Origin of the sequence: uncultured Roseibium sp., from assembly GCF_947499295.1 — a bacterium.
Taxonomy (GTDB): domain Bacteria; phylum Pseudomonadota; class Alphaproteobacteria; order Rhizobiales; family Stappiaceae; genus Roseibium.
Genome location: NZ_CANMNP010000036.1, coordinates 1 through 13,108 on the forward strand (window position 1 = coordinate 1; position 13,108 = coordinate 13,108).

At 53.8% G+C, this 13,108-nt stretch carries 11 protein-coding genes; 6 read left to right on the forward strand and 5 right to left on the reverse strand.

Features of this window, described 5'->3' with window-relative positions; translation table 11 throughout:
• On the reverse strand, positions 1-1,763 hold a 1,763-nt coding region (locus Q0835_RS28240), incomplete at its 3' end, for an ATP-binding protein (protein ID WP_298966606.1).
• 423 nt (positions 1,764-2,186) lie between these two features.
• Here Q0835_RS28240 and Q0835_RS28245 point away from each other — a divergent pair.
• The gene (locus Q0835_RS28245) at positions 2,187-3,638 is read left to right on the forward strand and encodes a c-type cytochrome (RefSeq protein WP_298966609.1); all 1,452 of its coding nucleotides are present in this window, start codon (positions 2,187-2,189) and stop codon (positions 3,636-3,638) included.
• A gap of 218 nt (positions 3,639-3,856) precedes the next feature.
• Here Q0835_RS28245 and Q0835_RS28250 read toward each other — a convergent pair whose 3' ends face one another.
• Positions 3,857-4,561 carry a pirin family protein gene (locus tag Q0835_RS28250; protein WP_298820961.1) on the reverse strand — a complete coding sequence of 235 codons (705 nt, stop codon included), beginning with the start codon at positions 4,559-4,561 and terminating at the stop codon, positions 3,857-3,859.
• Positions 4,562-4,691: 130 nt separating this feature from the next.
• Positions 4,692-5,279 carry a DUF3291 domain-containing protein gene (locus Q0835_RS28255; protein ID WP_298966614.1) on the reverse strand — a complete coding sequence of 196 codons (588 nt, stop codon included), beginning with the start codon at positions 5,277-5,279 and terminating at the stop codon, positions 4,692-4,694.
• Positions 5,280-5,450: 171 nt separating this feature from the next.
• On the opposite strand from Q0835_RS28255, the gene Q0835_RS28260 reads away from it, so the two are divergent.
• The 3 genes from Q0835_RS28260 (at position 5,451) to Q0835_RS28270 (ending at position 7,427) form a co-directional block, all read left to right on the forward strand.
• A complete protein-coding gene (locus Q0835_RS28260) occupies positions 5,451-6,278 on the forward strand; it encodes a sulfite exporter TauE/SafE family protein (protein WP_298966624.1) in 828 nt (275 codons plus the stop codon).
• A gap of 119 nt (positions 6,279-6,397) precedes the next feature.
• A complete protein-coding gene (locus Q0835_RS28265) occupies positions 6,398-7,099 on the forward strand; it encodes an AzlC family ABC transporter permease (RefSeq protein ID WP_298820956.1) in 702 nt (233 codons plus the stop codon).
• Positions 7,092-7,427, forward strand: a complete 336-nt coding sequence (locus tag Q0835_RS28270; RefSeq protein ID WP_298820954.1) for an AzlD domain-containing protein — start codon at positions 7,092-7,094, stop codon at positions 7,425-7,427. Before Q0835_RS28265 ends, Q0835_RS28270 begins: the two co-directional genes overlap by 8 nt.
• Here the strand turns inward: Q0835_RS28270 and Q0835_RS28275 are convergent.
• Positions 7,424-8,974 carry a bifunctional aminoglycoside phosphotransferase/ATP-binding protein gene (locus Q0835_RS28275; protein ID WP_298966616.1) on the reverse strand — a complete coding sequence of 517 codons (1,551 nt, stop codon included), beginning with the start codon at positions 8,972-8,974 and terminating at the stop codon, positions 7,424-7,426. The genes Q0835_RS28270 and Q0835_RS28275 overlap by 4 nt on opposite strands.
• A gap of 130 nt (positions 8,975-9,104) precedes the next feature.
• Between Q0835_RS28275 and Q0835_RS28280 the strand changes: the two genes are divergently transcribed.
• The gene (locus Q0835_RS28280; RefSeq protein WP_298966618.1) at positions 9,105-9,485 is read left to right on the forward strand and encodes a hypothetical protein; all 381 of its coding nucleotides are present in this window, start codon (positions 9,105-9,107) and stop codon (positions 9,483-9,485) included.
• A gap of 217 nt (positions 9,486-9,702) precedes the next feature.
• Entirely contained in the window at positions 9,703-11,370 is a 1,668-nt protein-coding gene (locus Q0835_RS28285; protein ID WP_298966620.1) for a thiamine pyrophosphate-binding protein, read from the forward strand.
• Between the two features lie 32 nt (positions 11,371-11,402).
• Here Q0835_RS28285 and Q0835_RS28290 read toward each other — a convergent pair whose 3' ends face one another.
• A complete protein-coding gene (locus Q0835_RS28290) occupies positions 11,403-12,932 on the reverse strand; it encodes an MFS transporter (protein ID WP_298966622.1) in 1,530 nt (509 codons plus the stop codon).
• Positions 12,933-13,108 lie beyond the last annotated feature (176 nt).

Below are 13,108 nucleotides of genomic sequence, written 5' to 3' on the forward strand. Positions count from 1 at the left end.
CTGAAGATGTCGTACTTCAGTACCTTGAGAAGCACATCGATAATCCTACCGGCATCAGCCGGTAGTGGTTTAGTCCTTTGACGACTAATGTATCCCCTTTTTTCAAGAGATTTGATGTAATTCCAGACTTGTTCCTTTTCAGAAGAGCCTATTTCTACGCCTGGTTTTTTTAGTTCTACAATGGATAGGACTGCGCAGCCCTTTTGATCCCCTTCATTGTCGTAGTATGGACGTGAGTAGAAGCCGATTGAACTATCAGGAAGTATAACAAAGTCTGGTCTAATGCTCTCTGCCTTTTCGGTGCCCCCAAACAAATTGCGAATAACTGTGGTAATACCTTTGTTTGAAGTAAACTCGATGCTTTCAAACTGAGGCCCAAAGATCCACAGACTTCGCTCAAACAGAGGTTGTAACTCTTGAACCTCTTTTGTGTCTTCGTCAGCTGTTTTCAATGATAGTTCCGCCAATACTCTAAGCCGTTTTTCAACTTCATCCAAAGCCTCTTTGGCGAGCTCTGTAGTCCAGCGGTTGAGAATATCGTTCCAACTATCAATATCGGTTGGCTTCATGTTTTGCATTTTTTCGAGGAGTGCATATTGGCTCTCTGCCAATTCCATGTTTGCTAGCACGTCCATGACTTGCTGCACTTGCGTCGTGCCAAGACTTGGGCACTTTTCCATGATGTTATCGATGGTTTCCGAAAGACGTTCTTGCGTGCGTTTAGAGAGCGATTTGTGCAAATTTGGGTGACTCTTTAGCCATTCGGTCTTGGTTTGTGCTCTTTTCGCTGCGGAAAGGGCGAGTAGTTTGGAACGAACTGCATTTTCACAACTGGTTCGAGTTTCCTTCCAGTCTTTGCTCTCGACCTTGAAACCTGACCAGTCAGCCAAAACATCAGACTTCAAGTGGTCTGCCTTGAGAATGAAAGTGTATCTTTTCGCTTCCTCTCTGCGGCCATCTAGCACAGTTTGGTCTTCGAAGTTCTTCCAATTGCATTCACCCACAAGTCGGTTGTTGACCCACCATGCAACACCGTGCTGTTTCGTTGTGCGATCAGTTTTTTCACTGTCAATGACTACCATTTCCACAGTGGTAGTGGCATTGATCTCCACCGGAATGGTCTCGACTCCCTCTACGGGAATATCCTCGAAAGTGACTTTTTGATTGTTTACGAATACTTCAAACTCAGGGTTTGTCAAAAACCTTGTACTGAGTATCGAGCGTGCATCTGCAGCGCTAATGCCAGCCGCTCTCCTTTCGACACCGATTATACGGAAGCCTCTCCAAGAGCTTTGGTCGTCACTCAATTTCTCAATCTGAAATGGTAGAGGCCGTTGTGGTGTTCGTGCGAGCCGGAAGCGACTTTTGACACCCTCTTTTCCAATCTCGACTTCGAACGGAGTTGAGAAACAAAATGCTGCGTATCGGCCCTTACCGTTCCGACCAAATGCACGCCGAGGTCGATAGCCCCTGAGTTCCTCCGGAGGATTCGTAAACTCGCCCAATTCTCCGACACGGTTGTAGTTGAAGCGACGCCAGCGAGCATTTAGCTCTGCCTCATTCATGCCGATCCCGTTGTCTTTGATTTCAAATGCCCGATCACTGGTGGGCCAAGTAATATCCACTCGGGTTGCATAGGCATCCCATGAGTTAGCTACCAATTCCACGAGTGCTGTGGCAGGGTCTTTGATAATCGAACCTGCATGGTCATCAAGAAATCGGGGGTCATATGTCAAAGGTGCGTCTTCAAAAAGGTCTTCCAATGTGACAACTCGCATAAGCTAAGAAAGAAGAGTTTTCTATCTTAGACTGCATAGTCGATATAGCAAACTATTAAGTTGAAATGGTGTGGCACTTTTGAGAGGACTTGGATCTCGTTTTGAATAGCCTACAGTTCTAAGTCTTACAAAACTTGATTGCTGCTACAGCGATATGCTACAGGTGATCAAGTTGAGGTGGTTGTAAGCTATTGATTTTCAAAGGTTTGGGCGTGGCGGATGTCGAATCCACTCGTCTGTACCATTTTCAACTGAATGCCTTACTGCCCGCCGGATCGACGCGCCGAGCGCCGATTGCGTGGCTGCGATAATTACAACTTGTTACAGATAGCCCCGTCGTTGGCATAAGTGTGCGACGCGGTGCGATTATAACCTAATGGGATCGCTCCTCTAATCGCGAGTAGTTCCATGTCGAAAAGCACCGCAATATTTGTGACCCTTAGCCTTCTGGCTCTATCACTATCGTTTGCGTCCTCCGGTACCGTCGCTGCCCCAGGCGAAAGCACAGCGCTTCGAGACATAAGCAAAATTCAAGTTGATGACCGACGACTGACTGAGGCCGTCGCTTCCAGAACGTTGACTTGGCTGACAGGAAACTCAGCGAACAACGACTACATTTCTGTTGGCCGCTTGGCCAATTTTTTCGGGTTCGTGGGACTAAGGGTTGCGAGTGGACACAGTCTCAAGCGGAGCCGGATAGCCCAAGAAACACTGTCCGTATTGAACGAGCGGCAACGTGCAGCAATGGTGTCGCTGGTACGCGATCAAATGGACGCGTTGAAAGATGCTCAAGAGGCGCGCCAGGAGATGAACCGTGCCTTGGAAGGGTTGCTTGCGTTTGAACCCGTAAGCAAGGAGCACTTCATTGATCTTGGGCGCGACTATGGTGCGCGCGAGGCAGAGCTTGGGCGTGTGCTTGCACAAACTTTTGGAGACATTGCCCAAACACTTTCAGCCGACCAGAAGCAGACGCTGACAGCCATTCGCGTGGCGCACATGTCAGGAGAAGCTCAGCAAGGCAACGGTACTGGCGGCCTGAGATTTAAGAAACTTTCAAAGGCGGACAAAAAAGAGCTGGTGAATATTTCAGCCAGGTTCTTGAGTTGGACAACCGGATCCCAAGACCTCAATGATTTCGAAGTGGTCGGCAAACCAAGTCAGCATTTTGGCTTTGTGGCCCTGCGGATAGATTCCAATCATGGCGTGAAGCGAGGGGTCGTTGCTGAACAGGTAATGGAGATCCTCACTCCTTCCCAGGTCAACCGGCTAAGAGAAGCTGCCCTGCACAATGCCACGGAATTTCCAAAGTTCTTGGCTGTAAGAGCTCAGCTTATGCGTGTTCTCGAAACCTCGTTGTCCGGTCAACGCATCGACACCTCCCGTGTTGCACACCTGGGGGCGGAAATTGGAGAGATCGAGGCGGACATGACCTGGTCCCAGGCCATGGCGATGTTGGATGTCAGAAACGGGTTGTCGGAAGTGCAGTCGGAAGAGTTGCTGGCAATGAGGGCCAGGTTCACCGCCCAACCCGATGCCGTGACTATTGAGGCCCCGATCGAGAGGGGAAGGCAGCTTTTTGCGCAATGTGCACTTTGCCACAATTCCGACAATCAACAGTCAGTTGGCCCTCTTCTTGATGATGTTGTTGGTAAGCCGATCGCGAGTGATCCTGCATTTGATCGCTATTCGCCGGCACTGCTTGAATACGCCAGGGCCGAGCGCATTTGGAGCGAGGAAAAACTGGATGAATTTCTTCGGTCTCCAAAAAACTTGGTTCCTGGCACAATAATGGGTTTTAACGGCTACGAGTTGGCCGAAGACCGATCAGCGTTGATCGCTTATTTGAAATCTCGGAAATGAGTCTTTTAAGAGCTTGGTCTATTTGCCGGATGTTGGAAACAAGCGCAAACATTGTGCCTGAACGCGCAAGTTCAAGGCTGTTCTGGGTTTTGGAAAGCCTCTTTCGTGCAACGATGAACGGAAAGTGGCGGCCCGGTTGGCTCAGTGGTCAACCGGTGCCCATTCTTTCAAGGTGAAAGGGAAAGGAAGACGCGGCGCAGTGGCCGCGTCTTCCACAATCAGGCTGACAGATCGAACAACAAGAACTCGGCGTCAAGCGATGCGACGAGTGACACCTCGCCAGCCTGGAGCAGGCCGAGCCCGTCTCCAGCCGCAAGGGTCTGCCCGTCCACACCAAGTGCGCCTTTTACGATTTGCAGCCAGCCCTTTCGTCCAGGCCGAATTTCGATTGCAACGCTCTTGCCGGCTGATAGCAGCGAGGCATAAAGGTCTACATCCTGGTGGATTACCACCGAGCCTCGGCGGCCATCCCGGGATCCAATCAGCCTCAGGTTGTCCCGTCTTTCTGCAGTGGGAAATGTTTTCTGCTCATAGCCGGGCGTCAAGCCATCTTTCTCAGGAACGATCCAGATCTGGAGAAAGTGAACCGGATCCGTGTCGGAGTGATTGTATTCACTATGACGCACTCCGGTTCCTGCGCTCATTCTTTGAAGGTCACCTTCCCGTATGACCGAACCGGTCCCAAGCGAGTCCTTGTGTTCCAAAGCACCTGAAACGACGTAGGAGATAATTTCCATATTTTCGTGCGGGTGCGTCGGAAACCCCGCGCTCGGAGCTACCTTGTCTTCATTAATCACTCGCAAAGCGCCAAAACCGCTGTGTTTCGGGTCGTAGTAGGAGCCAAAGGAGAATGTATGCTTGCTTTTCAGCCAGCCGAAATCCGCGTTTCCACGTTCGGCGGATGGTCGAAGTAGTTGGTTCATCTCTCGATCCTTTCCCAATTCCTGGCATCGGAGAGTTTGCCGATGCGCCGTTGGGCTAAAGATCGTTGCTATGTTTTATTTTACAATCGCGTCAAATATTGACAATTAGTTATTGATTTTTGAACAGTGCTTATTGAACTGCTTTGGGCAGATCGGCACGCAATCGATTGCGTTCGGCAATTTCTTTTGAGCGGGCACCATCCACAATAAGTTCGCGGCCTCTGGGATCGAAGGCCACCTTGAACGTAAATGCATCCGGAGACGGCCCGTTGTCGCCTAGAAGCTCATGACGTTCGACTGCTTCGGCCCAATCCGGCTGATGGTTTTCCGGCACCCACCATAATGCATAGGCCGGATAATCTTCAGCGTCCTTCACGAACAAATGGCCAAGGCGCAGGATTTCCGCATGTGTGCCGCGATAGACGGCGGCAAGTGCACCATCCAGATCTTGCCAGAGAGAAATGGTGGAAGGGGCCCAGCCGTCACCGTTGTCGATCCAGTATTTGGGAAACACCTGTTCGCCCCAGCTCCGCGTTCCGGGCTCGTCTTCGTATCCGGAACGGGCAATGAAACCTTCTGCGCGTTCCATCGCGGCCCAGACAGCTGGTTCATTGGAAAAAAAGGCATCATTGGAAGGATCGTCCGCCCGCTTGCGAAATTGGGCGAATGTATAAAGAGCGAGCCAGTGGCCGAACATGTCTCCTCCTCGTTCGGTCATTTCCCATCGAACACTGTCTGCATTCGCGTTCGACTTCAAGCCCGAGCGTTGCCCATAGGCCGGAATGACAGGTTATTTGGCTGGAAAAAACATGTAGCCTGGTCTAATCGCAAGTGTCACGCCTGGTGAATAAAGTCGGGCTCTTGGGACATGAACAACAAGGACGCTGGTTTGGAAGATCTCAGCCTATTGTCACTCGGCCTGTTGGCTCTTGCACTTCTGGCCACTGGCGTCGTTGCCGGCATCATTGCCGGGCTCCTTGGAGTTGGCGGCGGAATCGTGATCGTTCCTGTTCTCTACTACATGTTCACGGCTCTTAAAATCGATCCTGCCGTGCTGATGCATGTTGCGGTTGGAACGTCATTGGCGACGATCCTGGCGACCGGTACGTCTTCGGCGCGCGCTCATTTCAAACGTGGCAGTGTCGACACGGATCTCCTGAAACGCTGGTGGTGGGCGATCGCAATTGGTGTGATCGCAGGCGCCTCGCTTGCAGGGAACATTTCCGGTGGAGCGTTGACACTTGTCTTTGGGGTTGTCGCCCTGGCGGTGTCAGCCAACATGATGTTCCGAAAGGAAGGCTCCCACCTGGCAGATAAACTGCCCGGTGCGCCGCTTAAGGAGTTGCTCGGGTTCCTGATCGGTGGAATATCGGTCATGATGGGTATTGGCGGCGGCACACTTGGCGTGCCGACCCTAACGCTGTTCAATTACCCGATCAGAAAGGCCGTTGGAACCGCAGCCGCAATTGGCCTGATTATCGCTGTGCCCGGAACATTGCTCTCAATCTGGTTCGGGTGGGGTGTGGAGGGGCGTCCTCCGTTTTCCCTTGGCTATGTGAACCTCATCGGCTTCCTGTTGATCATTCCGGCGTCCACTCTCGCGGCCCCGCTCGGGGTGAAAATCGCTCATGCGATCGATCCTTCCAAGCTGAAGCTTGTTTTTGCGCTTTTTCTCGGGTTTACCGGACTTCGCATGATCTATGGTGTTCTGGTTTAGAACGGCGAGCAGATTTCGTGATGGTTGGATCAAAAGGATTCATTGGTCCTCAGATCGATAATCGGCGATAGTCTCCCTTCTTCGTGCGGCATGGTCCGCCCCTCAATTCTTGGACAGAAATGCTGGATAAAAATGTCACCCTCAGTCTCAAAGGCTGCATTCAGGGCGCTTTGCTCTGCATTCCGGTGTTCCCCGGCATTATCGCGCTAAGCGCCGTATTCGGTACAGTTGCGGCACAAAAGGGACTGACCTTCCTTGAAACACTGATGATCAATTCGCTCGTGTTTGCGGGTGCCAGTCAGTTTGTTGCAATGGAAGTCTACAACGAGCCGCTGACCTGGGGATTGCTGATCGCAATGGTCGGCGTTACCGGGGCCGTCAACATGCGCATGCTGTTGATCGGGGCAAGCCTCAGGCCCTGGCTCGGGCAAGTGCCTGGATATCAAACCTACCCAGCTCTCTTCTTCCTGACCGACCTGAACTGGCTGCTGGCCATTTCCCAATATGAAAAGGGAACGCGTGACTGGGGTGTTTTCCTCGGAAGCGGCCTGACCATCTGGGCCGTTTGGTCGCTTTCGGTAATACCAGGCTACTTTGCAGGCAGTCTTATCACGGACCCGAAGGCATTTGGTCTTGATGTCATCCTGCCCGCATTTTTTGCCGCGCTGCTCGTGCCGCTCTGGAAGGGAAAACGCCAGACGGTCAGCTGGCTTGTTGCCGGCGGTGTCGCCTGGGTGACGTGGATTGCGGTCGGTGGCTATTGGAGCATTTTCACAGGAGCGGTCGCAGGTGCCATTGCGGGAGCTTACCTGGATGAGTGAAGCAATCGCAGCAAGTGGCGCTCTGCCATCGGACTGGATGTTCGTTGTTGCCGTGATCGGGATGGTGGCGGTCACCTATTCCTTGCGCGCCGGTGGATATTGGCTCATGGGCCGTTTGTCGATCACGCCGCGTGTTCGGCGCGGCCTGGAAGCACTGCCGGGCGCAATCATCGTGTCGACCATTCTTCCGATCGTCCTCAAGGGCGGGATTGCCGTCGGGCTTTGTCTCGTTGTGGCCATCGCCGCCCAAGTGAAACTCAAGAAAGAATATGCAGCTGTATTCTGCGCGGCTCTGGTCGCAGCTGGCCTGAGAGCCGTCGGGATCTAGACTGTCCTGAGAATTGCTTGGGCGCGTGCCGCAGTCTCCTCACGGCTGCCTCCGGCATACACTTCCTGCCAATCCAATTGGCCCAGTTCGTATCCGAGCTGTCTTTCGATCACATCCGTGGTTGCATCAGATGCATCATCCAGGCGCTGGGCAACGCGCTCTTTCAGCGTGGCTTCCGGAGCAGTCAACCAGAGGCCCTGGAAGTCCGCCTCCACGCGATTGGCAATATCTTCTATGCGCCGGCGTTCGCTTTCGGACGCAAAAACCGCGTCAAACATAGCTGAATGTCCTGCAGCCAAGATGCACTGAATGGTGTCGTCGACTACATGATAGACCTCGTTGGAGGCCTCCAGCGTATAAGTCTCAGGCGGGGCTTTCTCGGATTCGGGAATGTTCAGGATTTTCTTTCGAATTACGTCGGTTCGAAGGACGCGTGCACCGGGTGCACGGCCGATGGTTGGCGCAAGTGCATAGGCCAATGTGGTCTTCCCGGTGCCCGAGAGGCCGCCCACGGCCACAAGGCGGGTCAAAGCCGGCGACAGAAACTCCAGCGAATATCGGAAATACTTCCGGGCTTGCTCCTGCTGGCCTTGCCGAAGGTTCGGATCCGATTGCGCGAGTGCGGCACTTGCCGCAATTTTCGAACGTATGGCCGCGCGCATCATCATGAAGAAAGGCAAGGCGGCAAGACCTTCGGGATGCTCGTCCAATCGGCTCTTGTCGAGATATCTGTTGAAGACGCGATTGGCAGCACTTGGCTGTCCGCGCTCCCAAAGGTCCATGAGAAGAAATGCAAGGTCGTAGAAAATGTCGCCGGTTGCGATGGAATCGGAAAACTCCACCGCATCGAACAGCACCGGCTTAGTGTGGATCAGAACGATATTGCGCAAGTGCGCATCGCCGTGGCACCGGCGGATGAGCTTCTGGTCTCCGCGCCGGAGGATCAGGTCCCGCAGGGATGATAGAGTGGTTCGTGAGGTCTCCGTCAGGTGCCGGACATCTTCTGTCGGAAACAGGTCAGGATGCTCATGAAAAGCAGCATCATTCTGTTCGACATAGGTGGCGAGTTCCTCATAAAAAGCGACGCCGTCACGCACCGGAGCCTCGTCATGCGCTGCTAGCATCATGTCGGCAAGGTCTTCGCACAACGCATCGCTGAACGGTGCCTTGCCTGCCTGCACGTCCAGCTCGTCCCGACGTTCGAAACGGTTCATTTCGACCGCCCAGTCAATAGAGGGACCATTGCCGTCGAAGGAAAGTGTGCCATCAGCGTTTTCAGTGATGGCCCGCGCCTTCAGATAGACCTGCGGTGCGTTTGGTTTGTTGAAAGTGATTTCGGCCTTGCAGGCTTCTTCTCTGAGCGCGAGTGTGGAATAGTCCAGGAAAGGATATTTTACGTCCCGTTTCACCTTGTAGGCTTTGCTGCCGACAAGAAAAACGACGTTGGCATGCGTGTCGATCCGCTTGTTATCCGGACGTTCCGGGTCGTCAGACTTCAAACCCATGAGAAACTCAAAGACTTTGTTCTGGGTTTGTGTATGGACCATGTCGTTTCCTTTATCTCGCCTGCCGGTAGACCATGCCCCAGGTTCAGTACGGCTGCGTTTGATCCTTCTCAATGTGAGGTGACAGCGATGTGTCACAAATAATCTGGATTGTCAGCAAAAGGAGGCTCTCATGAGCGAACATCCTGCTTTGAAAAAGATCAGGCTCAACCTGGCCAGGACCAAAGAGTTTCCGCAAGGTTCCGCACGCCATGGCTACGAGTTCACGGCACCTTTGGACGGTACCGGACATATCGACGCTGCCTTGTGGAAGAAAGAGCGTGATCATTGCCGGGTACGTCGATTCTGGGGTGATGAACAAGAGGATATCGGCCATCTGATTCACCGTCCGGGCGGATCATGGGCTTTTCACTATGACATCGATGGAGATGACGACGATGAAGCGGGCTACCGTTTCGGGGCCCACGCGTTTAATCCGGGTGAATATGTTTCCATCAAGGACGAAGATGGCGAGCTTCACACGTTTCAAGTGGTGACGGTTCTGTCGATCTGAGCTTTACCGCATATTTGTGTGACAGAAGCGCCGTTTTACCGGCGCTTTTTTTGTGTGTGGACAAGAGGACGCTCCGCAGCAAATGGAAAGCATCATGCGTATCAATCCAATTGGGAATGATCTCATTGCCAATTAATCTGATTTCAGCGTCTAACGGCATGATCTTTGTTACGCTATAGAATGAACAGCGAATGTTGCGAACTGGGAGCTGAAAGACATGAGCCAGATGACCGGTGGAGAATTGTTGGTCGGCGCGTTGGAACGGTATGGGGTCGACCGCGTGTTCTGCGTCCCTGGCGAGAGTTATCTGGCAGTTCTCGATGCTCTTTTCGACGCATCGATCCCGGTCACCGTCTGCCGCCAGGAAGGCGGTGCGGCAATGATGGCAGACGCTCATGCGAAATTGACCGGCAAGCCTGGCATCTGCATGGTGACCCGGGGGCCGGGCGCGACAAACGCCTCGGCGGGGGTTCACATTGCTGCGCAGGATTCCACGCCGATGATCCTATTCATCGGCCAGATCGAACGCGGTATGCGCGAGCGCGAAGCGTTCCAGGAAGTCGACTACCGGCAGATGTTTGGCGGAATTGCCAAGTGGGTTGCCGAGATTGATCAGGCTGACCGGGTTCCAGAATTCATCTCACGCGCCTATCACGTGGCGACATCGGGCCGCCCCGGTCCGGTGGTTCTTGCGCTTCCGGAAGACATGCTCGTGGAAACCGCCGACGTCGCTCAGCCAGCAGCCTGGATCCAGACCGAGACCTACCCGGGCCTCACGCAAATGGCAGATCTTCAAAAACGGCTTTGGGCCGCTGAAAGACCGATTGCCATACTTGGCGGCAGTCGCTGGTCAGAAGACGCGGTCGCGGCCTTTACGCGCTTTGCGGAACGCTTCGATCTTCCGGTCGCCTGTTCCTTCCGCAGGCAGATGCTGTTCGACAATCTTCACGGAAACTACGCGGGGGATGTCGGGATCGGCATCAATCCGAAACTGTTGGCGCGTATCAAGGCTTCCGATCTCATTTTGCTTGTCGGCGGCCGGCTTTCCGAAATGCCAAGCCAGTCCTATTCGTTGCTTGAGATCCCGTCTCCGGTGCAACAGCTTGTCCATATTCATCCGGATGCTGAAGAGCTCGGCCGAGTTTATGTTCCCTCGCTTGCAATCCACGCAAGCCCGACTGCGTTTGCCAAGGCGCTGGAAGGGGTGCAGCCCCCGAACGAGTTGAAAAATGCCGGTCAAAGCGAAACCGCGCATCAGGATTATCTCGACTGGTCAGGAGCACGGCCGCAAACGCCGGGAGACCTTCAGATGGCCGGTGTCATGGACTGGCTGGAAGCAAATCTTGCTGACGACACCATTTGCACCAACGGTGCAGGGAACTATGCAACCTGGCTTCACCGCTTCCACCGCTTTCGCCGGTTTGGAACACAGGCAGCTCCAACTTCCGGTTCCATGGGATATGGTCTTCCCGCCGCTGTTGCCTCGAAGCTTGCGTTTCCAGATCGGGAAGTGGTCTGTTTTGCAGGCGACGGATGTCTTCAAATGACCATGCAGGAGTTTGGCACGGCCTGCCAGGAAGGTGCCAATATCATCGTGCTCGTTGTCGACAACGGCATGTATGGCACCATTCGCATGCACCAGGAACGCACCTATCCTGGCCGTCCGTCAGCGACAAAACTGGTCAATCCGGATTTTGCTGACTTGGCCAAAAGCTATGGTGCCTTTGGTGAGACCGTCGAAACCACCGCAGAGTTCGGTCCGGCTTTTGAACGTGCACGGGCTTCCGGCCAACCGGCATTCTTGCATCTCAAGCTGGATCCGGAAGCGATCACTCCGGCTGCAAGCCTTAGCCAAATTCGAACAGCTGCCTTGGACAAGCACTAGACGTCGCAAGCCCTGTCAAGGCTGCTATTGGCTCAGTTCTCCTCCGGTTCGGTTTTCAGTTTTTGCTCATTGACGCTGAGTGAGACGATGACACCGGCGACGGCGACTGCGAGGCCGAACCAGAAGGCCGTGTGCAATCCTTCAGCAAAGCTGTCGCGAACGGCGGCCGTGACTGTCTCTGCATTTTTGCTGTTCAATTTGTCGATGATCGCAGCTACGGCTGGATCCTTGAGCGTTCCTGCCGCAAGCGTGTGTACGTCCTCAGGTCCAAGCTTTATCGCAGCGGCAGCCAGGGCATTCTCGACCACTCTGGTTGCCGAGAGGAACATCATCGACGTTGCAAATGCGATGCCGATGGCACCCAGCCCCAAATGGAACATGAAGGACAGTCCCCCGGCAAGGCCGGCTCCCTTTGCCCCGACCGCATTGACGGCTGCTGTCCCGGCCGGACCAAAGACGAGTCCTCCCCCCAATCCGACCAAGACCATGATCGGCACAAGTGCGAGGTAGCCCCAGGACGTTTGCAGGAAGAGCATTCCGGCGCAGCCTGCCATCAGGAAGGCGTGACCCAGCGACATCAGTTTTCGGGGCCCAACGGAATTGTAGTAGTTCCCAACGGCAAGGTTCATCGACGCGACGACGACAGCCAGAGGCAACATGCCCATCGCGCTCCAGAAGATCGACCAGCCAAGAACCTTTTGCATGTATTGAGGCAGATAAAGCAGGCAAAGAAAAAGGACGATGGCAGGCAGGCCGTTCAAGGCAAGCATACGGACAAATTGGTGATTACGCATCATCGACATCGGGATCATCGGATCCTGCACGGCCTTCTCGATAAAGGGAAACAAACCGAAAAGGACACAGGCGATTGCAAACAGCGAAAGCGTGACCCAGTCTGTCCAACCGTGATCCGCACCGACGTCCAACCCGAAAAGCAGGCAGAAAACTCCGCCCGCGAGGACGGCCATTCCCGCAAGATCCACCACCTCGTCAGTGTTGTGTTCCCTTTCCTTTTCAATAAATCGCGCAATCAAGATCATGGCGACCAAGGCAAAAACCAAATTGAAAACGAAGAAACCGCGCCAATCGCCAAACTCGGCCAACGTGCCGGCGATGAAGGGTGCAAGTACGTTGCCACCGGCAACCGTGCCCATCAGGATGCCCATCGCCTGAGCCCGTTCGTCTTCTTCGACAGACGTTGCCGCCAGCGCAAGAATGCAGGGCCAGATGAGCGCAGAACCTATCCCTTGTAACGCTCTGGCGACGATTAGGGCGGTTACGTTGGGTGCCAGGATGCAGGCAAGGGAAGCAAACAGGAAAATGGCAAGTCCGATAAGCACAAATCTGCGATGACCGAGCATGTCACCGAGCCTGCCACCTGCCACCAAACCCATTGAAAGCGTGAGTGCGTAGGCATTGAGCACCCATTGGGTGGTGGTGATGTCGACTGAGTATTCCTGCTCGATAGGCGTCACAAGCAGCATGGCACCGGTAAAGTCGGTCCCTATCAAGAACGAGGGGATAGAAACAGCTGCAAGAATTCGTTTCGCTTTTCTATCCATTTGACTTCCCCCAACGTCATTAACATCACGTTAGGTCAAAAGCTGAAGGAGCGAAACGCTGAAAAACGCCAAAGGCGTAAGCGCCGTGACAGATGGATCTAGGTGTTTGATCCCAGATTTTGATGGTGCAGTCTTTTCTCCCGAATGGAAGGATGCACTATGGGACAGGTTTTACA

Coding starts and splice junctions, on each gene's coding strand:
- Q0835_RS28280 (WP_298966618.1), top strand. CDS start 9,105: ATGAGCGAACATCCTGCTTTGAAAAAGATCAGGCTCAACCTGGCCAGG.
- Q0835_RS28245 (WP_298966609.1), top strand. CDS start 2,187: ATGTCGAAAAGCACCGCAATATTTGTGACCCTTAGCCTTCTGGCTCTA.
- Q0835_RS28255 (WP_298966614.1), bottom strand. CDS start 5,279: ATGACCGAACGAGGAGGAGACATGTTCGGCCACTGGCTCGCTCTTTAT.
- Q0835_RS28290 (WP_298966622.1), bottom strand. CDS start 12,932: ATGGATAGAAAAGCGAAACGAATTCTTGCAGCTGTTTCTATCCCCTCG.
- Q0835_RS28250 (WP_298820961.1), bottom strand. CDS start 4,561: ATGAACCAACTACTTCGACCATCCGCCGAACGTGGAAACGCGGATTTC.
- Q0835_RS28275 (WP_298966616.1), bottom strand. CDS start 8,974: ATGGTCCATACACAAACCCAGAACAAAGTCTTTGAGTTTCTCATGGGT.
- Q0835_RS28270 (WP_298820954.1), top strand. CDS start 7,092: ATGAGTGAAGCAATCGCAGCAAGTGGCGCTCTGCCATCGGACTGGATG.
- Q0835_RS28265 (WP_298820956.1), top strand. CDS start 6,398: ATGCTGGATAAAAATGTCACCCTCAGTCTCAAAGGCTGCATTCAGGGC.
- Q0835_RS28285 (WP_298966620.1), top strand. CDS start 9,703: ATGAGCCAGATGACCGGTGGAGAATTGTTGGTCGGCGCGTTGGAACGG.